Genomic DNA, 21,579 nt, shown 5'->3' with positions numbered 1-21,579 from the left:
TACTATGATTAAAAAAATGATCATGATGGGACTATTGTGCCTTTTATCAGGTACAGCCTATTCTCAGAAAAATCTTACCTTAAATCTTCAGTCTAAAGAAGATACAGAAGTAAGCCCGATTGTAAAAGAAAAAGTAGATGAATATGCCCGAAAAATTGATTCGATTATTCAGGAAGAAAAAAAGCAGATGGAAGCAGAACTGCTGATTCTTCAGGCTAAGAATCTTGATAAAGCTGAATTTGACAAACAAAAGGCGCTTGTTGCCGACCGCTTTTCGGAAAAAATTGATCAGAGAATTGAAGAGCTCGGTTTTGATCTGGATTCTGTGATTCAAAAGCAGGTAAGATATTCTCTTCTGAATTCTGATGTAACTTCCAACGAAGAAATTAAAGAAAAACTTCTAAGGAAATTCCGTCCGACTAAGAACTTCACCGCCTATTTTTCTTACGGAGCCATGATTCTCACCAATAATAAAGCAGATAATGATCTGGATAAAAATTTAGGATACGCAGGAAATCTTGAATTTGGGTTGAAATTCAATTATCAGTTCAGCAGAACCAGTCATTGGGGATTAATTTCCGGGCTTGGATTTTCATGGAGAACCTTAAATATTGATAATAACCGGTTTTTTGCTAAAGACATGAATTCGGATATTTACCTTTCAGCGTATGATAAAAATTTAAGCAAAAGCAAATTGCGAACAGGCTATGTCATCGTTCCTTTAGGTTTGCAGTACAATTTTTCTAAACTGAAAAGTGCAGGAATGGATATCCAGTACAGAGATTATCAGAAAGGCTTTAAAGTAGGCGCAAATGTTTATGGAGGAGTAAGAATGTCGACAAACAACATTATTAAAGGCGAAGAAATCAGCCAGAGAGAAAGAGGAAATTATCAGGTAAATCCTTTCATTTATGGAGCGCAGTTTACCGTTTCGTACAGCGATTTCAGCATTTTCGTGAAGAAAGATTTCGGTAATTTTTTCAAGGATAATCAATTTGAAAATGACAAAGCTCTGGTTATAGGTCTTGCTTACAAATGGTAAAAACACGTAACATTTATATATAACAGGAAACCGCAGGACAAATTTGTCATGCGGTTTTGCAATATTTAATAATTTAATTCTTAGTTTATTTCAGGCTTCCCACCATATCTTCAGGTTTTACCCACTCGTCAAATTGTTCGGCGGTTAAAAGTCCCAGATTCAACGCTTCTTCTTTTAAGGTAGTTCCGTTTTTATGGGCGGTTTTGGCAATTTTTGCAGCATTTTCATAACCAATGTGCGTGTTCAAAGCCGTTACCAGCATCAGAGATTTATCAACCAGTTCTTTAATTCTTTCATAGTTCGGTTCAATTCCGACCGCACAGTGATCGTTAAAGGAAATACATGCATCGGCAATCAGTTGGGCGGACTGTAAAAAATTATAAGCCATTACAGGTTTGAAAACATTCAGTTCATAATTTCCCTGCGTTCCTGCAAAAGAAATAGTCGTGTCATTTCCTAAAACCTGAGCGCAAACCATGGTCATTGCTTCATTTTGGGTAGGATTAACTTTTCCCGGCATAATAGATGATCCCGGCTCATTTTCCGGAATATGAATTTCTCCAATTCCCGAACGAGGTCCGGAAGCTAATAATCGGATATCCTGAGCAATTTTAAATAAAGAAACCGAAAGTTGTTTTAAAGCTCCGTGAGATTCTACAATCGCATCATGAGCCGCCAAAGCTTCAAATTTATTTTCTGCGGTTACAAAAGGAAGATTCGTAAATTTCGAAATATATTCTGCCACTTTTACATCATAACCTTGGGGAGTATTTAAGCCGGTTCCAACCGCAGTTCCGCCTAAAGCCAGCTCAGAAAGATGAGGTAAAGTATTTTTTAATGCTTTTAAACCGTAATTGAGTTGGGCGACATACCCTGAGAATTCCTGACCTAACGTTAAAGGCGTTGCGTCCATCAAATGTGTTCTTCCGATTTTTACAATATCTTTAAACGCTTCTGATTTTTCTTTTAAAGTATCTCTTAATTTTTCGACAGCCGGAATAGTAGTTTCCACCACTTTTTTATAAGCCGCGATGTGCATCGCAGTTGGATAAGTATCGTTGGAAGATTGCGATTTATTCACATCGTCATTTGCATGGATTTCTGATTTTTCGCCTAAATTTCCACCGTTGTTAACGTGTGCTTTATTGGAGATTACCTCATTTACATTCATGTTGGACTGTGTTCCGGAACCGGTTTGCCAGATCACCAAAGGAAACTGATCGTTAAGTTTTCCTTCTAAAATTTCGTCACAGACTTTCGCGATCATATCTCTCTTTTCTGCAGGAAGAACTCCTAAATCTGTATTGGTAAATGCCGCCGCTTTTTTAAGATAAGCAAAAGCTTCGATGATTTCATGAGGCATGGAACCTTCCGGACCCATCTTAAAATTATTTCTTGAACGTTCCGTTTGGGCTCCCCAAAACTTATCTGTAGGAACCTGCACTTCGCCCATCGTGTCTTTTTCTATTCTGTAATTCATGTGATTGAAATTTGTTTAGTTTTGATTTAGCCCCAAAAGCAAAGAGATTTATTAAATTTTATAAAAATCAAATTTCACAAAATGAAAATCGAAGATTTTTAAAACTAATATGTTCTTCTAAAGCATTATTTATTAAACTTAAAATAACTAAAGTGTTTAAAAGCTTTTGTGTCTTTTGTGGTTAAAATATCTTCGTATAAAGTTAATGAGAAAAGAAAACTCTCGCAATTTATAATCATTATAAATATCGATCTAAGTTACTGATTTTACTCATGCATTTTTGAGTAAGCCGTATTTTTGCACCCAAAGAAAAAAGTAAAATGGATTTCAGATATCAGGATCCGTATCCGATTCTAAAGGATGATACGGTATACAAAAAATTGACTTCAGACTACGTAAAAGTTGAAAAATTAGGAGACAGAGAAATTTTAACCATTGATCCGAAAGGGCTTGAGCTTTTGGCAGAAGAAGCAATGGCAGACGTTTCTTTCATGCTTCGTTCTTCGCATCTTGAAAGCTTGAGAAGAATTATTGATGATCCAGAAGCTACGGACAACGACAGATTTGTGGCTTACAATTTATTACAGAATGCCGCGGTTGCTGTGGAAGGAGCTTTGCCTTCGTGTCAGGATACCGGAACTGCAATTGTGATGGGTAAAAAAGGAGAAAACGTTTACACAGGCGTTGATGATGGAGAATATTTAAGCAAAGGAATTTACAATACGTACCAAAAAAGAAATTTAAGATATTCTCAGGTGGTTCCTCTAACAATGTTTGATGAGAAAAATTCAGGTTCCAATCTTCCGGCACAGATCGATATTTATGCTAAAAAAGGAGATTATTATGAGTTTTTATTTTTAACGAAAGGAGGAGGTTCGGCAAACAAGACATTCTTGTATCAAAAAACAAAATCTTTACTGAACGAAAAATCTCTGGAAGAATTTATCAAAGAAAAAATTTCAGATTTGGGAACGGCTGCTTGTCCGCCTTACCATTTGGCTTTGGTAATTGGTGGAACTTCCGCGGAAGCCAATCTTGCAGCGGTAAAAAAAGCATCAGCAAAATATTATGACAATCTTCCGACAGAAGGAAATGAAGCAGGACAGGCTTTCAGAGACTTGGAGTGGGAAGCGAAAGTTCAGAAAATCTGTCAGGAAAGTGCTATCGGAGCACAGTTTGGCGGAAAATATTTAACACACGATGTGAGAGTAATCAGATTACCGCGTCACGCCGCTTCCTGTCCGGTTGGAATGGGAGTTTCCTGTTCAGCAGACCGAAATATCAAAGGAAAAATTACGAAAGACGGAATTTTCTTAGAACAACTGGAGCAGGATCCGAAGAGATTTTTACCGGCAACACCGCCACATCTGGAAGAAGCAGTAGAAATCAACCTGAATCAGCCGATGTCTGATATTTTAGCAGAACTTTCAAAATATCCGATCAAAACGAGACTGAAGCTGAACGGTACTTTAATTGTAGCCAGAGATATTGCCCACGCAAAAATCAAAGAATTACTGGATGCAGGACAGCCAATGCCTGAATACTTCAAAAATCACCCGATTTATTACGCGGGACCAGCAAAAACTCCGGAAGGAATGGCTTCAGGAAGTTTCGGACCGACTACGGCGGGAAGAATGGATGTTTATGTAGATGAATTCCAGAGCCACGGCGGAAGTATGATTATGCTGGCAAAAGGAAACAGAACAAAAGACGTTACCAATGCCTGCAACAAATACGGAGGTTTTTATTTAGGTTCCATCGGAGGTCCGGCTGCTATTTTAGCGAAAGACAATATTCTTTCTGTTGAAGTGGTGGATTTTCCGGAATTGGGAATGGAAGCCGTAAGAAAAATTGAAGTGAAAGATTTCCCTGCGTTCATCATTACGGATGATAAAGGAAATGATTTCTTTGCAGATCTTGCGCACTAAAATTAGTTTATAAATAATTACTACTTTGTATTGCATGGTACTTTATTTAAAGTTATCTTTGCAATACAAAATAGTATTATGAAAAATTTTTTACTTACATTTATATTTAGTACAACTGTTTTCAGTATATCTTTTGCTCAGACGGATGCAAAGATTGACAGTTTGATACAAAAAGAGTTTAAAGATTCAGATGCTCCCGGCGGTGTTTTCCTGGTTTCTAAAAAAGGAGAAATTATCTATGAGAAAGCATTTGGTAAGTCTAATTTGGAACTGAATACGGATATGACTGTCCAAAATGTATTCCAGATAGGCTCAATGACCAAGCAGTTTACAGCTTTTTCTATTTTACTTTTAGAATCCAAAGGTAAATTAAATATAAAAGATCCTATTTCTAAGTATATTCCCGATTATCCGAATGGAAAGTCTATCACCATTCATCATTTGCTTACCCACACTTCTGGAATCAAAGATTTTACGAAAATGAAATCAATCTCAGAAATCGCACAAAAGGAAATGACTCCCAAAATGATGATTGATTTTTTTAAAAATGAACCTGTTGATTTTAATCCCGGAGAAAAGTTTGATTATAATAATTCCGGTTATGTATTGCTTGGATATTTAATTGAGTTAGTTTCCGGAGAAACATATGAAGATTTCGTGAAGAAAAATATTTTTGAAAAAATTGGGATGAACAACTCTTTTTATGCTACAGACAGAAAGATAATCAAAAACAGAGCTTATGGATATCATGAAAAGAAAGATGGGTTTGTAAACAAGACAATTATCAACTACAGTGTTCCATTCGCTTCCGGATCTTTAATGTCAACCGTTGAAGATATGCTGAAATGGCAAGATGCTATTAATCGATATACTATTCTTGATGAAATACATACTAAAAAACTTTATACAAAAAATAAACTAAACAGCGGAGAAGAGTTTACCTATGGATATGGATGGCATTTAAAAGAGATCAACGGAACTCCTACAAGAGAGCATGGTGGCAGTATTTTTGGATTCAAATCTATGGGAGTATATATTCCCGATGCAGACATATATGTATTAGGATTCAGCAATTGCGACTGTCATTCCCCAACACAGCTTACAAAAGATATCGCTCAATTAGTTTTAAATAGTCAAATTAGCAGCGTGAAGTAATGGTATAATAGTTTAAAATCAAAATAAATAATAAAATAGGACGTATATCTTTTGTGTAAAAAAATAAAAAGTCCTATTTTTGCCTAAAATCTTTAAGAAAATGATAACGATTTTATCAGCATTTTGGCCGTTTTACCAGTTCCTTTGGACAATTTTCTTCATTACAATGTTCCTTGTAGGATTTTGGTGTATCTTTATGTTCTTCGGGTTGGTAATTCCAATGTGGTTGACAGAAGGTTTGAAAGAGTATTTCGGAAAAGTAAAACCTTTTAATCCGGAAGACATCAGAAGCAAACAGCTGAACGAGCAGGAAGGGGTAGAAGTAATCTACAGCAATCCTAAAGGAAACGGACCTTTCTTACACGACAGTCACGGACACGGACATCATTAATTGATTGTCATTGTTTTCTCACCTGAATTCTGAGAAAGCAATATCAAAGCAAAACAACATATATTAAACCACTTAATTTTTTAAGTGGTTTTTTTGTTTCTATAATTCAATCAGTTAAGTATTATTCAAAGCATACTATTTAATTGGGGTAAAGTTCTGTTTTTCAACAAAAGTTGATTTTTTTTTCGAAAAATAATTTACTTTAGTATTGAATTAACCTTAAAAGGATGAATTATATGAAAAAATTCTATTCCAGTATTTTGTTGTTTGTCATAGCTCATATTTTTGGGCAGATAAGCTATACAATTACCCCGAATCCGTTTAATGAGACGGATGCAATAACGTTAACTGTGCCCGGAAATCAGATTGATGAATCGGCGTGGGGAGTTTCAAACAATGCCATTTATATCTGGACGTGGTCTCTGGATACCAATTATCAGAACAGTCAGGATTGCCCGACAAATGGCAGTTGGAACAATTCCAATGAATCTAATCGATTAAATTATAATGCTGCCACAGACACTTATTCTTTATCTTTTACACCGACAACTTTTTATGCAAGAACAGGCATCGGAAGATTCGGCTTTTTGCTGAAAGATAAAACCGGTGCGCATCAGACGACTCCTGATATTTTTGTTAATGTAGGGATTTTGAATTTAACGATGACAAATCCGGCGGCTAACAGTTTAACTTCTGTTCCTACAGGGAATTCTATTAACATTACGGCTACCACCAATGTAAATGCAACTTTTCAGCTTAAAGCCAACGGAACGGTTGTACATTCTACTTCTACAGCATCAACTTCATATTCTTATAACTACACGGTAACAGGAGATGCTAATATGGAGCTGATTGCAACGCAGGGTTCGGCTTCAAAAAGCTCAACTTTTATTTTGCAGGTTCCGAGAAATGTGATTTCGGAAGCAATTCCGTCATGGATAAGACAGGGGATCAATTATCATCCAACCGATAACACAAAAGTAGGATTGGCTTTGTATGCTCCGTCTAAAAATTTCGTTCATGTCATCGGAAGTTTCAACAACTGGACGGTGAATGATGCTTATCTGATGAAAAGAGATACTGCAAATCCCGATTTATATTGGATTGAGTTAAGCGGATTAACGCCTCAGCAATTGTATACTTTCCAGTACAGAACCAATGATTTAAGAAAAGTGGCAGATCCTTACTCTCCACAGATTCTTTCTTCTTATGACGATCAGTACATTTCTTCTACGACTTATCCGAATTTACCGGCGTTTCCTGCCGGACAGGGTTTTGAGGTTTCTATGTTTAAAACAGGACAAACTCCTTACAACTGGCAGGTTACGAATTTCCAGCGTCCGGCAAAAGAAAATCTTGTGGTGTATGAATTGCTGTTAAGAGACTTTACGCAGGAAAAAAACTGGCAGTCTTTAATTAGTAAGATTTCATACCTGAAAAATCTGAATATTAATGCAATTGAATTGCTTCCTATCATGGAATTCGAAGGAAATCTTTCATGGGGATACAATACTTCTTTCCATTATGCATTAGACAAAGCGTACGGAACACCGGAAAAATTCAAAGAATTTGTAGATCTGTGTCATCAGAACGGAATTGCTGTAATTCTGGATATTGCTTTTAATCATGCAACAGGTCGTTCTCCGCTCGCGAGACTTTGGAATGTTGATCCGGATGGAGACGGTTACGGAGATATTGCAGCCAATAATCCTTACTTCAATCAGGTTCCTAAACATTCTTATAATGTATTCAATGATTTTAACCATACAAGTACTTCAACGAAATATTACGTTGAAAGATGTCTTCAGCAATGGTTAACGGAATATCATGTAGACGGTTTCCGTTGGGATTTAACAAAAGGATTTACACAAAGCTGTACTGAAAACGATGAAGCCTGTACAAACTCTTATCAGCAGGACAGAGTAGATATCCTGAAATACTATGCAGATAAGCAATGGGCTCTTGATCCGAATTCTTACATGATTTTTGAACATTTGGGAACCGATGCCGAAGAACAGCAGTGGGCAAACTACAGAGTTGCAGAAGGAAAAGGAGTGATGATGTGGAACAACCAGAACGGATCATATAACCAGAATACGATGGGCTATAAAGAGAACAGTAATTTCGACAGAATGAATCATACGCTGCATGGATTCTCTGAAATGAGAGCGGTAGGTTACGGAGAAAGTCACGATGAAGAAAGATTAATGTTCAAAAACCTTGCTTACGGAGCGGTGAACGGAAGCTATGATGTTAAAAACCTTAATACAGCTTTAGACAGAATGAAAGCTTTCGGAGCGACGTTCTTCACTATTCCCGGTCCGAAAATGATCTGGCAGTTCGGAGAACTTGGATACGAATTCAGCATCAACAGATGTACGAACGGAACCATTAATAACGCATGCAGAACCGATGAAAAGCCAATTGCGTTTACTTTGGGATATGATACAGATATCAATAGAAAAGCAGTTTATGATACCTGGGCGAAAATTATTAATTTCAAAAATATATATCCGGTTTTCAAGTCAAAAACCTATACTGTTGAATCAAATAATTTAGCAAACGATCTAAATGGATTAATTACGAGAATTTACGTTTACGACAACGCAATTACGAACGGAGTGAAAAATGTAGTGGTGTTAGCAAATTACACAACGGCAGCTCAAAGCGTGGTTCCGTATTTCCCGTATGTGGGTCAGTGGCAGAATCTAATGGATAACTCTGTTTCTAATGTAACTTCTACAACGGCTCCGATTACTCTTCAGCCGGGAGAATTCAGAATTTTCGGAAATTATGTGGGAAGTTTATCCACAGCAGATGTGAATGCTGAAAATAAGCTTTCATTGCAAATTGCGGATAACCCTGTAAAAAATGGTCTGGCAAAATTAATTTACCACAAAGCGAAGAATGGGGAAATCTTTATCTACGATATGAGCGGTAAAAAAATGGATTCATTTAAATTAAATAATGAAAACGGGACCTACGAATTAAAAACAAATTATCCGGTAGGAACGTATTTGGTTCATTTGAAATCAGATACGGGAGTTTCGATTCAGAAAATGATGGTAAAATAACCTGTGGATAACTTCAAAAGTTTATATTGAGAGATCGCGAAAGCGGTCTCTTTTTTTGCTTATTCATATTTTATCCGCAATAAAAATCAAGGTTGTCAATACGATACTAACGGCTTTTCAATACTTTATTCACATTGTTTTCCACATTAAAATAGAAGGTTGTCCATATCTTATTCATACCTTACTCATACGTTATTCATATTTTACTCACAATTGAAAAATTGTTTATCGACAATTAATTTTTGTATACTAACATCAAATTAATACGTTCCTAATAGGTAATTCACGCGTTATCCACATCTTATTCACAATTTTTATATTCCTTAAAAATTCAAAATTCAAATTTTTTTGCAGATTAAAATTATTAGTCTACCTTTGCGGTAGATTTATCGAGAAAGGTGGAGGGATTTGGCCCTGAGAAACCTTAGCAACCGACATTTTCTGATGAAAAGGTGCTAATTCCAACCCGATTGGGGGAAGATAAGTGAGTCAGTATTCCGTATGAATTCCAGCTTCTTGAAGGTCTTTATGTTTGTTTCGGCAAACCATTTTAAATTAATTTTTTTAAAGCACTGAATAGAATGAAAAAACTCAGCGTAAGCGTACTCCTTTTAGCAATAGGATTTTTATCGGCACAGGAAAAAGAACAGCAGATAGAAGATGTGGTCATTGTAGGAAACCGAAATGCAAAACGCACAAAACTGGAAACTCCGGTTCCGGTAGACATCATCAACATCGAAAAAATACAGCAGTCTTCACCGCAAACTACCGTTCAGGATTTACTGAATTATGTTATCCCGTCTTTCAACTCAGTCCGGCAGTCGGCTTCAGACGGTACAGAACATATCGATCCTGTTACTTTGAGAGGAATGGGACCTGATCAGGTTCTGGTTCTCGTTAACGGAAAAAGAAGACATACTACTTCTTTAGTTAATTATCAGAATACAGTCGGAAACGGTTCTGTAGGTACAGATTTAAGTACTATTCCGGTAATCGCAATCGACAGAATTGAAGTTCTGAGAGATGGCGCGGCGGCACAATACGGTTCTGATGCCATTGCAGGAGTCATCAATATTATTCTTAAAAAAAATATCGGCGGAACAGCCAGTCTTAATTACGGAATTTCCGGAAGAAATGATGGCGAAACGTATCAGGCAGCAGCGAACTACGGAACTTCTTTAGGGAAAAAAGACGGCTATATCAGTTTATCCCTGCAATTAAACCAAAGAGGAAAAACAACAAGAACGCAGAATCATAATCTTGATATTTACGGTGATAATTTCGCGTATGATTTTGCTCCGGATTTTAATGCTGCAAAAGCTCTGGACTATCAGAAAATTCTTGCCAATGGTTTAACACGGGATGATTTTAATTTCCAGATCGGTGATGCAAAAATAAAGCAGGCACAGTTATTTTTTAATTCCGAATATCCTTTGAACGATCAGTTTAAAATATATTCCTTCGGAGGTTTCAGTATCAAAGAAGGGCAGGGTTACGGTTTCAGAAGATTGCCGAGTGAAACTTCAAACAATGTTTATTCTATTTATCCGAACGGTTTTCAGCCGACTTTAGGCTCGAAAATCTATGACATTTCTTATGCAGTCGGAGCAAAATATAATAAAAACGATTGGTTTTTTGACCTTAGCAATACATTCGGAAGCAATACATTCAATTATGATGTAAGCAACACCGTCAATGCATCTTTAGGAGCCAAGTCACCAACAGATTTTTATGCGGGAGCACACAGTTTTCTTCAGAATACTGTTAATCTTGATGTTTCAAAAAACATCAGGAACTTCAATATCGCATTCGGTGGGGAATTCAGGTTTGAGCAGTACGAAATTAAAGCAGGAGATCAGGCTTCCTATATGAGATATGATATTTTCGGAAATCCTGTGACGGCGACTACCAATCCGGATAATATCTCCGGAGCAGGAGGAGCGCAGTCGTTTATTGGATTTTCACCACAAAACGCACTTTCAAAATCAAGACATTCAACTGCAGTTTATGCCGACGTTTCTTATGATCTGGATAAAAAATTAAATGTAGACCTTGCTGGAAGATTCGAAAACTATTCAGATTTTGGAAGTACACTGAACGGAAAATTAGCAGTGAGGTACGAATTCGCAAAAAATTATGCAATCCGTGCTGCGGTGGGAACCGGCTTCAGAGCACCATCTCTTCAGCAGCAGTATTTTAACAATTCTTATGCAGATATTTCCACCACAGGAAATTCAATTGTTACCAAAGGAATTTTTAACAACGACAGCGAAGCTGCAAAAGCACTTGGTTTCGACAAATTAAAACAGGAAACTTCGGTGAACGGAAGCGTTGGATTTACTTTAAAGCCGATCAATAAGCTGTCAATCACTTTAGACGGATATTTAATCAAAGTGAAAGACCGAATCGTGATTACAAGTAATATTACAGACGATCGACTGGCGGTTTATGGTGTGGAAAGCGGAAGATTTTTTGCCAATGCCGTTGATACGGAAACCAAAGGAGTAGATCTGGTAGTTGCTTACGACTGGAAAATTGGAGGCGGTAATTTAAATATCAATCTTGCCGGAAATTATACCGAAACAAAAATTACAGATTTTCATTTCCCGGCTAATCTTCAGACACCGCAGAATGAATTTTTCGGACCGGATCAGATCAATATCATCGAAAGTCTCTCGCCCAAAACCAAAGCTTCTTTAGGACTGAATTACGGAGTCGGAAAATTTAATTTTCTGGTGAGAAATACTTACTTCGGGAAAGTAATCCGCGACGGATATCCGTTTGGAGGAGTTCAGGAATTTAATCCGAAAGTAGTCACCGATGTGAGTGTAGGATATGATTTCACAAAAAATATTAATTTAACCGTCGGAGCCAATAATGTGTTTGATGTCTTTCCGGATCTTCAGATGTATGAAAATTCGTATTTTGGGGTTTTCAAATATGCTCCGGTGCAGATGGGAACTCTCGGAAACTATTTCTTCGGAAGGCTTAATTTTACATTTTAATTAATGAATTCAACTTCACATCAGATCGGCTGGAAAACCGCAGTGGCAATTGTCGTTTCGAATATGATCGGAACCGGAATTTTTACAACACTCGGTTTTCAGCTTACCGACATTACGAATGCTTACAGCATATTCCTCCTTTGTTTCATTGGAGGAATTCTTGCTTTGTTCGGAGCCTTTTGCTATGCCGAATTAGGTTCCCATTTCAAAGGAAACGGCGGAGATTTTATTTATCTGAAAGAAACCTATCACCCGCTTTTAGGCTATCTCGTGAGCTGGATTTCCCTCATCATCGGGTTTTCCTCTCCCGTTGCATTGGCTGCTTTGGCGATGTCGAAATACCTTTCTGCTTTCGATGTTTCTTTTGGAAACAGCTTTGCCATCGGAATTATCTTTCTGGTTTCCGTTTTTTTGTCATTCAGCTTACAGGCTTCAAGCAGATTTCATAATTTTTTTACACTGATAAAAATTGCGTTCATCATTGTTCTCATCATAATAGGAATCGGAATTTCAGACTCAGAAACAATTGGGAACAGCCTGAAATTAGATGATTCATGGCAAAAGGAAATTATGCTTCCTGCTTTTGCGACGTCTCTGGTTTTCGTAACGTATTCTTACACAGGTTGGAATTCTGCTTCCTACATTGCGGGAGAAATAAAAGATGTTCAGAAAAATTTACCGAAATCACTCATTGTAGGAACTGTTTTCGTAACCGTAAGTTATCTCTTGGTTAATTTTATCATGCTGAAACACGCTCCGGTAAATCAATTGGCGGGAAAAGAAGATGTAATGGGGGAAGCTGCCAATAATATGCTGGGAAATACTTTCGGTAAAGTCGTTAATATTTTTATTGCTTTACAGTTAGTCGCCACCATCAGCGGTTATTTATGGGTAGGTTCCCGTTTGACACAGGCTTTTGCAAAAGAAAACAGGCTCTGGAAATCCTTATCGGTCGGAAATAAAAAAGGAATTCCTGTTCGTGCCATTTTTGCCCATGCCGTGATTGCAACGTTGATTATTCTCACAGGAAGTTTTAAGGAAATCTTTGTTTACACAGCATTCATTCTTCAGTTGTTTGCCAGTCTGGCAATTTCTACGGCATATTTCATTAAAAAAGAAGACCGGAAAATATTCAAATCCAATCTTTTTTATATTTTTCCTACGTTTTTTTTATTGTTCAGTATCTACATTCTGTATTTCACGTTCATTCATAATCCAAAAGAAAGCATCATCGGATTAGGAATTGTTGCGGTGGGAATTGTTTTGTATTTAATTGATAAGAAATTATCCCGCTGATTTAAATTAATCGTAAAACAATCAAAAGTTGTTTTTAACGCAGAGTTCGCAGGAATAATTGAACCATTAAGATTATTTAAGAAGTTAAGTTTTGTGAAGATTATTTGAACTCTTAATTTCTAATCTTAGTATTAAATCCATACAACCAAATATTGTTTTTAACGCAGAGTTCGCAAGGATAATTGAATTAGCTTTGAAAAAAATCCGTTCGCAAGGGCGTTTCACTCAGCAAATGATAGCAGAATTATATTTTTGATATCGTTTGGAGACGCCTTAATTTCACCAAGCTATTACGTAAGAAATCATTTACACATTTTTATCATTCGCTGAGTGAAACGCCGTTGCGACCGAAAAGTAATTGCAATCATTTAAAATAAAATCCTTGCGAACATTGCGCTTAAAAAAACGCTTAACTCAACAACTATTGGGAACATTGCGTTAAAAAAAGATTCTTCAATACGCATACGCTTCATTCAGAACAACAAACTATTAGTTTTAAAATTGAATTAATAATCCGTATCTTTGCACCCACAAAATTTTCATAATGTCTAAATCATTAATTCCAAAATTAGAAGCTATAAAACAGAGATATAATGAGGTGGCAGACCTTATTATACAGCCTGATGTTATTTCAGACCAAAAAAGATATTCTTCTTTGAACAAAGAATATAGCGATTTGGGGAAAATTGTAAAAGTTTACGATCAATATAAAGGAGCGTTGGATACGATTGAAGAGTCCGACGAAATTATTGCCGACGGATCCGACAGAGATTTCGTGGAACTGGCAAAAATCGAGAAAAACGAAGCACTGGAAAAAATTCCGGGACTTGAGGAAGAATTAAAAGTTTTATTAATTCCTAAAGATCCTGCAGACGACAAAAACGTTATCGTGGAACTTCGTGCCGGAACAGGAGGTGATGAAGCAGCCATCTTCGTGGAAGATATTTACAGGATGTATTCCATGTATTTCAAAACGAAAGGATGGAGACACGAGATCACAGATTCTAACGAAGCGGCGAAAGGGTACAAAGAACTCATCATGAAAGTGGAAGGAGAAGGCGTGTACGGAATCATGAAATTCGAATCCGGAGTTCACCGTGTACAGCGTGTTCCTGAGACAGAATCTCAGGGAAGGGTTCACACTTCGGCAATTACCATTGCGGTTCTTCCGGAAGCCGAAGAAGTGGATGTGGAAATTAATCCGGCAGATATCGAAATGCAGACTTCACGTTCAGGTGGAGCAGGAGGACAGAACGTTAACAAGGTTGAAACTAAAGTGCAGCTTACACACAAACCTTCAGGATTGGTGGTGGTTTGTCAGCAGGCACGTTCCCAGTTAGCTAACCGTGAACTGGCGATGGAAATGCTTCGTGCGAAATTATACGACATTAAGTTGCAGGAAGTTCAGGGAGATATTGCGGCACAGAGAAAAACAATGGTTTCTACGGGAGACCGTTCAGCGAAAATTAAGACCTATAATTATCCTCAGGGAAGAGTTACCGATCACAGAATCAACAAATCCATGTATAACTTAGATGCGTACATGAACGGAGATATTTCTGAAATGATCGATGCCGTTATCATGGCCGAAAACGCCGAAAAAATGAAAGGCGAAGAAGAAAGTTTATAAAATCTTTACCATAAAATCTTTTGTAAGTCTCCGGAGTATTTCGGAGACTTTTATTTTTATATTAATTGAATGTTTAAAATGTAAATTTTTTAAATTGTTTTAAATCAGTTTATTATAACTGATTTTTAATGCCTGTTTAAAAATAATTTCCTCAAAAGCTTTTTTGATCACATAAATAATGTACATTTATATAAGCTCTTAATTTTTTAAGAGCTTTTTTATACACTAAAATTGAAAATGAACTATACTTATGAAAATGCTTAACATTGCCTTTCTGGCAATACTTCTTTTCTCTTTTCAAAGCTTAAAATCCCAAAATATTCTAAAGCCTGAAAATGTTTTTAATCTTTACTTTAATTCTTTTGTAAAATATGATGATGAATCTGTAAAAGAACTCAACAGTTATCTTATTAATTTTCTGGGAAAAGAAAGTACCCACAGAATCAAACTTAAAGACACTTATAACGAAAAGATAGACGATTATACCAGACTTTTTCTTGCCGGTCTTCCTGCAAATGTGGCATCTGAATGTTCGGTTGAGGTTAAAAATTATTTCAGTGCTTTGATGCAGAATTTTACCAATGCGAAATATAGAGTAAAAGAAATTAAAACCGTAAATGATGAAAGATTTAAAGAAAACGGGTTCTCCGAAGTTACATACGAAGCAAGTTTTAAGGTGCCTTCTCATCGTCTGATGCTCAATATAGGAGACATTAAAAATATTGGTGCGGGAGAAATGAAAAAATATCTCATTGATGTTACCAATCAGATTAAAAAAGCAGATAAAATTGTTTCCACAGAACAGAAATTAAATCTTTATCAGGTTAAAATTGGCGAAACCATTTACTACTGGAACGGCGGACCACAGGAATTAAACTGGAAGCTGAATGAATTTTATCTGAAAAATCTCAATTAAAAATTCAGGCTGTCTTTTAGACGGCTTTTTTTATTCAAAACAGATTCCTTACTTTTGGGAAAATAGCTTAATATGAAATTCACACCCATTTTATTCACAGCCGGAGTTCTTTTTTCGGCAACATTTTATTCACAAAAAATGAATTATCCAAAAGCAGTCAAAGGAAACCAAACCGATACGTATTTCGGAACTGCCGTTGCAGATCCGTACCGAGATTTGGAAAATGATTCGGAAGCCACCAGAAAGTGGGTAGATGATGAGGTAAAGCACAGTCAGGATTACCTTTCGAAAATTCCCTTCAGAGATGAAATTAAAAACCAGTTGAGAGACATCTGGAATTATGAAAAAATTTCGGCACCTTTCAAAGAAGGTGAGTATACCTATTATTATAAAAATGACGGATTGCAGGCGCAGTCGGTATTATACAGAATCAACAACAAAACAAAAGCAACCGAAGTTTTTCTGGATCCGAATAAATTTTCAGAAAAAGGAACCACTTCACTTTCACAGCTTTCTTTCAACAAAAAAGGAAATCTGGCTGCGTATTCTATTTCGGAAGGAGGAAGCGACTGGAACAAAATCATCATCATCGATGCTGTTACAAAAAAACAGATTGATGAAACCCTTGTTGATGTAAAATTCAGCGGAATTTCATGGCAGGGTGATGAAGGTTTCTATTATTCAAGCTATGACAAACCAAAAGAAGGAACCGTACTTTCGGGAATGACGGATAAACACAAAGTGTATTTTCATAAACTGGGAACCAAACAATCCGATGATCAGTTGATTTTTGGCGGAGAAAAAACACCGAGAAGATATTTAGGAGCGGGAGTTTCCGAAGATCAAAGATATCTGATTATTTCCGCAGCCAACGCAACCAACGGAAATGAAATGTATATAAAGGATCTGAAAAACGGCGGCGATTTTGTTCAGATTAATAAAGGTTTTGATATCAATGTAAGCATTGTTGATACGCAGGGCGATGATCTTTATATTTTTACGGATAAAGATGCTCCGAATATGCGTCTGGTAAAAACTTCCATCAAAAATCCGGCTCCTGAAACATGGAAAGATGTTATTCCTCAGACCGAAAATGTTTTAGGAATTACAACAGGAGGAGGATATTTCTTCGCAACTTACATGATTGATGCCATTGATCAGGTAAAACAATATGACAGAACCGGAAAACTGATCCGTGAAATTTCCCTTCCCGGAAAAGGAAATGTTTCCGGATTTGGAGGCAAGGAAACAGAAAAAGAGCTGTATTTTTCATTTACCAATTACATCACTCCCGGAACGACGTATAAATTTAACGCAGACTCAGGAAAATCAGAAGTGTATCAGAAGCCAAAAGTGAAATTCAATCCGGAAGATTATGTTTCAGAACAGGTTTTCTACACTTCAAAAGACGGAACAAAAATTCCGATGATGATCAATTACAAAAAAGGAACAAAACTTAACGGTAAAAATCCTACGATCCTTTATTCTTATGGAGGATTCAACATCAGTTTGCAGCCCGCTTTCTCTGTTGTAAATGCAATCTGGATGGAAAACGGCGGAATCTATGCCGTTCCGAACATTCGTGGTGGCGGAGAATACGGTAAAAAATGGCATGATGCAGGAACGAAGATGCAGAAGAAAAATGTTTTTGAAGATTTCATCGCAGCAGGAGAATATTTACAGAGCAAAGGCTATACTTCCAAACAGTTCATGGCGCTTTCAGGAAGATCAAACGGTGGTTTGCTGGTAGGAGCTACGATGACGATGCGTCCGGATTTAGCCAAAGTTGCCTTTCCGGGAGTAGGTGTTCTGGATATGTTGAGGTATAATAAATTTACCGCAGGAGCAGGCTGGTCTTATGATTACGGAACTGCGGAAGACAACAAGGAAATGTTTGACTATTTAAAATCTTATTCTCCGGTTCATAATGTAAAAGCGGGAACGTGTTATCCATCAACCATGATTATCACGAGTGATCACGATGACAGAGTAGTTCCGGCGCATTCTTTTAAATTTGGTGCAGAATTACAGGAAAAACAGGCTTGTAACAACCCGATTTTACTAAGAATTGAGAAAAACGCAGGTCATGGAGCCGGAAGATCTACGGAACAGGTGATCGGAGAAAACGCAGATCTGATTTCTTTTGCGTTGTATGAAATGGGGGTTAAAAACCTGAAAAAATAATCAAAATGTTAAAAATGGCTGATATATTAAATGTTAGCCATTTTTTTTGTAATTTTCCACTCAAGTTATATTTGTTTAGAATATTTAAAAATATTAATTGGCTATTATGAAAAAAAGAATTTTACTGGTTTGTGCTTTAGCGGGTATTGCTACCTCTGCTTATGCACAGAGATGGGAGCCGTCTTCTCAGAAAGTTTCTGAAATTAGAAAAGAAGTGGAGGTGAAGTATGCTTATAAGGTAGACTTAACATCGCTCAGAGACCTTTTGAAAGATGCTGTGGAAACAGGAAACGGAGCAAAACCTGTTATTATTTCTTTACCGACTGTAGAGGGTAAAGTTGAAAAGTTTGCGGTATATAGCAATCCTGTTATGGAAAAATCTATGGCAGATACCTACGGACTTGGATCTTACGTAGGTGTAGGAGTGGATGATCCTTCAAAATACCTTAGATTCAGTACATCGCCTACTGAAATCCAGACAATGATTATTAAAGATGGTGTATTTCAGTTTATAGAACCTATTACTAAGGATAAAAAAACATACGGCGTTTTTTATAAATCCAAGAGAACACAGAGCGACCAAGGGTTTGAATGTGGTACAGAAGAAAAAAACATCAAGGATATTAAATCTCTTTTAGAAAACGGAAAAAAAAATCTTTCTAGTGTAGGAATTACAAACAGACCTTCTATTACAAAATACAGAACGTATCGTTTGGCGCTTTCTACAACAGGAGAATATACAAAACTGTTTGATCCTTCAGGAGGAATTACAAATACAGTAACCCAAATGAATGCAACAATGACCCGTGTGAATGGTGTTTTCGAAAAAGAATTTGGTATAAAATTACTTGTTCAGAATTTACCGGGAATTATTTATACAGATCCAACGACAGATCCTTATACCGGTAATTTAAATTTAAATTTACAGCAAACCCTAACTTCCCAAGTTGGGAATGCAAATTATGACATCGGTCACGTTTTCAATGCGGCAGGAGGAAATGGGAATGCAGGATGTATAGGATGTATTTGTACAGATCCTGCAACAAGCACTACTTTAGCAAAAGGATCAGCATTCACTCAAAATACAAATCCTGTAGGAGATACATTTGATATCGATTATGTTGCACACGAAATGGGACATCAGCTTGGAGGAAACCATACGTTTTCTAATATTACGGAAGGAACGGCTGTAAATGTTGAACCCGGAGGAGGAACAACCATTATGGGATATGCAGGGATAACTCCGGATAATGTTCAGATGAATTCTGATGCTTATTTTCACTATTCATCAATTGATCAGATTCTAACAAATCTTGATAGCAAAAGTGCTTGTGGTACGGAACAGACGATCACTACAAACACAGCTCCGGTTATTGCACCTCTTACAGCTTACACCATTCCTAAAGGAACAGCTTATTATTTGGAAGCTTCAGCTACTGATGCACAGAATGATGTGTTTAAATACAATTGGGAGCAGTATGATACTGTAGGAACAACCAATTCTATTTCCGGAGACAGCGGATGGGGATTCAATCCGGTGGGAGCATTAACAAGATCATACTTTGGAACAACCAGCGGAAGAAGATATTTCCCTAAATTATCTACTGTAATGACAGGTAATTTAATTAATAAAACTGATTGGGAAACAGTATCTTATATTCCCCGAGTTTTAAAATACGCAGTTACTGTAAGAGACGAAAACCCGGTAAGACCAATGGTTTCTTCTTCAGAAACAACAGTTACAGTGGGTAACGACGGACCATTTAAATTTAATGGAATTACTGATGCTACAGTACTTTACAACAATGCTTCAAATACAATCTTGTGGGATGCGGTAAATACAAATGCTGCACCATATAATGTATCAAATGTAAAGATAGATTATACAACGGATAATGGAACTACATGGACGGATTTGGTTGCATCAACATCAAATACTGGAAGTTATACAGGGCAAATGCCTGCAAGTTTAACTGGTGCTGTTAAATTAAGAATTTCCGCAATTGGAAATGTATTCTATGCGGTTTCTCCACAAATTACAGTGGCGGCTGCGCCGACCTCTACTACAAATGCGCCTACAGGCTTGAAAACAAGAGATCTGGACGTACTGAGAACATCGGCTATTGTAGGATGGAATGCAGTACCCGGAGCAACATATTCAGTAAACTACAGAAAAGTAGGCGATACAAACTGGACGACAGCTTCAAGCGGTGTTAATTCAATTTCTTTAACTGGACTTGAGGATGAAACCAGCTATGAAGTAAGAGTTGCTGCAGTGGTAAATACTGTTCCCGGAACTTTCTCAGGAGTTTATACTTTCAAAACAAAAGGTCTTAGAACAGGATATGATTATTGCGTACTGAACAGTCCGCTTCCTTACTTTGGAGCAATAGGGCGTGTTCAGTTGGCGAATGTTAATTATGTAGATGCTACTTTCAGATCTTATAAAGATATTACTGAGGTTCCTGCCAATGTCATTAATCTTGTGAAAGGAACAGCATATTCTGTAGCAGTATATGGTTTGTCTACTTCAGATTATGTTAGTAATCCGATGGGACTTAATGTTTGGATCGATTATAACAGAAATGGTGTATTCGAAGCTTCAGAAAAAGTTCTTTCAAACAGTGGTACGCCTAATGCTTCCGGTGTAAGAGCGGTTTCTGCTAGCTTTACAGTTCCTACAACTGCTTATTCAGGAGATAAAACGACTTTAATGAGAGTTGCGGGTAATTTTAATACGCCTCTTACTTCAGCTTGTGGTTCTGTAAGTCCTGCAGGAGGAACAATGGACTTCAGAGTGAAGATTACCGATACAGTTCTTGCTACGGATGAAGTTAAAAATAATGCAGAATCCGATATCTCTATATATCCGAATCCGGCAGAAGACTTTGTTGGGGTGAAGAATATCAAAGGTAAAGCAGAATATAAAATCTACAGTGCCGATGGAAGATTGGTACTTCAGGGAGATCTTAGCAATCAGATTATTAATGTATCCAGTTTAGTTAAAGGAGTGTATGTAATTGCAATTAAAAATGGCGAAAAATCTTACAGTACTAAGTTGATCAAAAAATAATGGTCTCAACATAAAACTAATAATGATCCGGATAAACTTTATCCGGATTATTTTTTTATCTAACATTCCTGAAAATGTAAAAAAGTGTATTAAATAATATAGAATCTAATGAAAACCATACTTCTGTATATCTCAATATGGTTTACAGGTATAAAAATATAACTTACAAGTGCTAAAACACTTCTTTCAGTTGCAAGAATGTAATTTACAGTAGGAAGAATATAACTTACAGACGCGAGAATATAAAATACAGGCGCAAGAATATAACTTACAGGGGCTAAAATATAACTTACAGGGGCTAAAATATTACTTTCAGTTGAAAGAATGTAATTTACAGTTGGAAGAATATAACGTACAGATATGAAAACCGCCATTGCAGAATGGAAATGTTTTTCCCCTTCATTA

Annotated in this window: 13 protein-coding genes and 1 riboswitch; of the genes, 11 read left to right on the top strand and 2 right to left on the bottom strand. The window is 36.8% G+C overall.

What is annotated here, in order from left to right:
- Positions 1 to 4: 4 nt before the first annotated feature.
- Entirely contained in the window at positions 5 to 1,042 is a 1,038-nt protein-coding gene (locus DD829_RS07020) for an outer membrane beta-barrel protein (RefSeq protein WP_108410835.1), read from the top strand.
- An 85-nt stretch (positions 1,043 to 1,127) separates the two neighbouring features.
- On the opposite strand, the gene fumC is transcribed toward DD829_RS07020, so the two are convergent.
- The gene (fumC, locus tag DD829_RS07015) at positions 1,128 to 2,522 is read right to left on the bottom strand and encodes a class II fumarate hydratase (RefSeq protein ID WP_108410834.1); all 1,395 of its coding nucleotides are present in this window, start codon (positions 2,520 to 2,522) and stop codon (positions 1,128 to 1,130) included.
- A 320-nt stretch (positions 2,523 to 2,842) separates the two neighbouring features.
- Between fumC and DD829_RS07010 the strand changes: the two genes are divergently transcribed.
- From DD829_RS07010 to DD829_RS06965, 10 genes are all read left to right on the top strand, one after another.
- Positions 2,843 to 4,450 carry a fumarate hydratase gene (locus tag DD829_RS07010; protein WP_108410833.1) on the top strand — a complete coding sequence of 536 codons (1,608 nt, stop codon included), beginning with the start codon at positions 2,843 to 2,845 and terminating at the stop codon, positions 4,448 to 4,450.
- A gap of 78 nt (positions 4,451 to 4,528) precedes the next feature.
- Positions 4,529 to 5,605: a serine hydrolase domain-containing protein gene (locus tag DD829_RS07005; protein ID WP_108410832.1), complete on the top strand. Its 1,077-nt coding sequence runs from the start codon at positions 4,529 to 4,531 to the stop codon at positions 5,603 to 5,605.
- Between the two features lie 100 nt (positions 5,606 to 5,705).
- Positions 5,706 to 5,996: a hypothetical protein gene (locus tag DD829_RS07000; RefSeq protein WP_175608822.1), complete on the top strand. Its 291-nt coding sequence runs from the start codon at positions 5,706 to 5,708 to the stop codon at positions 5,994 to 5,996.
- 236 nt (positions 5,997 to 6,232) lie between these two features.
- Positions 6,233 to 9,070, top strand: a complete 2,838-nt coding sequence (locus tag DD829_RS06995; protein ID WP_108410846.1) for an alpha-amylase family glycosyl hydrolase — start codon at positions 6,233 to 6,235, stop codon at positions 9,068 to 9,070.
- A 383-nt stretch (positions 9,071 to 9,453) separates the two neighbouring features.
- A riboswitch (SAM riboswitch) is annotated at positions 9,454 to 9,557 on the top strand.
- 94 nt (positions 9,558 to 9,651) lie between these two features.
- The gene (locus tag DD829_RS06990; RefSeq protein WP_108408682.1) at positions 9,652 to 12,075 is read left to right on the top strand and encodes a TonB-dependent receptor plug domain-containing protein; all 2,424 of its coding nucleotides are present in this window, start codon (positions 9,652 to 9,654) and stop codon (positions 12,073 to 12,075) included.
- A 3-nt stretch (positions 12,076 to 12,078) separates the two neighbouring features.
- Positions 12,079 to 13,371 carry an APC family permease gene (locus DD829_RS06985; protein ID WP_108408681.1) on the top strand — a complete coding sequence of 431 codons (1,293 nt, stop codon included), beginning with the start codon at positions 12,079 to 12,081 and terminating at the stop codon, positions 13,369 to 13,371.
- Between the two features lie 544 nt (positions 13,372 to 13,915).
- Positions 13,916 to 15,001 carry a peptide chain release factor 1 gene (gene prfA, locus DD829_RS06980; protein ID WP_076393854.1) on the top strand — a complete coding sequence of 362 codons (1,086 nt, stop codon included), beginning with the start codon at positions 13,916 to 13,918 and terminating at the stop codon, positions 14,999 to 15,001.
- Positions 15,002 to 15,251: 250 nt separating this feature from the next.
- Entirely contained in the window at positions 15,252 to 15,917 is a 666-nt protein-coding gene (locus tag DD829_RS06975) for a hypothetical protein (RefSeq protein WP_108409725.1), read from the top strand.
- Positions 15,918 to 15,989: 72 nt separating this feature from the next.
- On the top strand, positions 15,990 to 18,101 hold the full coding sequence (locus tag DD829_RS06970) for a prolyl oligopeptidase family serine peptidase (RefSeq protein WP_108409726.1): 2,112 nt from the start codon (positions 15,990 to 15,992) through the stop codon (positions 18,099 to 18,101).
- A gap of 106 nt (positions 18,102 to 18,207) precedes the next feature.
- Positions 18,208 to 21,174, top strand: coding sequence for a reprolysin-like metallopeptidase (locus DD829_RS06965; RefSeq protein WP_108409727.1), 2,967 nt, complete (start codon positions 18,208 to 18,210; stop codon positions 21,172 to 21,174).
- A gap of 89 nt (positions 21,175 to 21,263) precedes the next feature.
- On the opposite strand, the gene DD829_RS06960 is transcribed toward DD829_RS06965, so the two are convergent.
- Positions 21,264 to 21,548 carry a hypothetical protein gene (locus tag DD829_RS06960; protein ID WP_116547643.1) on the bottom strand — a complete coding sequence of 95 codons (285 nt, stop codon included), beginning with the start codon at positions 21,546 to 21,548 and terminating at the stop codon, positions 21,264 to 21,266.
- Positions 21,549 to 21,579 lie beyond the last annotated feature (31 nt).

Origin of the sequence: Chryseobacterium sp. HMWF035, assembly GCF_003094695.1 — a bacterium.
Taxonomy (GTDB): domain Bacteria; phylum Bacteroidota; class Bacteroidia; order Flavobacteriales; family Weeksellaceae; genus Chryseobacterium; species Chryseobacterium gambrini.
This window is presented reverse-complemented; position numbering and strand designations above follow the sequence as displayed.

Coding starts and splice junctions, on each gene's coding strand:
- DD829_RS07020 (WP_108410835.1), top strand. CDS start 5: ATGATTAAAAAAATGATCATGATGGGACTATTGTGCCTTTTATCAGGT.
- fumC (WP_108410834.1), bottom strand. CDS start 2,522: ATGAATTACAGAATAGAAAAAGACACGATGGGCGAAGTGCAGGTTCCT.
- DD829_RS07010 (WP_108410833.1), top strand. CDS start 2,843: ATGGATTTCAGATATCAGGATCCGTATCCGATTCTAAAGGATGATACG.
- DD829_RS07005 (WP_108410832.1), top strand. CDS start 4,529: ATGAAAAATTTTTTACTTACATTTATATTTAGTACAACTGTTTTCAGT.
- DD829_RS07000 (WP_175608822.1), top strand. CDS start 5,706: ATGATAACGATTTTATCAGCATTTTGGCCGTTTTACCAGTTCCTTTGG.
- DD829_RS06995 (WP_108410846.1), top strand. CDS start 6,233: ATGAAAAAATTCTATTCCAGTATTTTGTTGTTTGTCATAGCTCATATT.
- DD829_RS06990 (WP_108408682.1), top strand. CDS start 9,652: ATGAAAAAACTCAGCGTAAGCGTACTCCTTTTAGCAATAGGATTTTTA.
- DD829_RS06985 (WP_108408681.1), top strand. CDS start 12,079: ATGAATTCAACTTCACATCAGATCGGCTGGAAAACCGCAGTGGCAATT.
- prfA (WP_076393854.1), top strand. CDS start 13,916: ATGTCTAAATCATTAATTCCAAAATTAGAAGCTATAAAACAGAGATAT.
- DD829_RS06975 (WP_108409725.1), top strand. CDS start 15,252: ATGAAAATGCTTAACATTGCCTTTCTGGCAATACTTCTTTTCTCTTTT.
- DD829_RS06970 (WP_108409726.1), top strand. CDS start 15,990: ATGAAATTCACACCCATTTTATTCACAGCCGGAGTTCTTTTTTCGGCA.
- DD829_RS06965 (WP_108409727.1), top strand. CDS start 18,208: ATGAAAAAAAGAATTTTACTGGTTTGTGCTTTAGCGGGTATTGCTACC.
- DD829_RS06960 (WP_116547643.1), bottom strand. CDS start 21,548: ATGGCGGTTTTCATATCTGTACGTTATATTCTTCCAACTGTAAATTAC.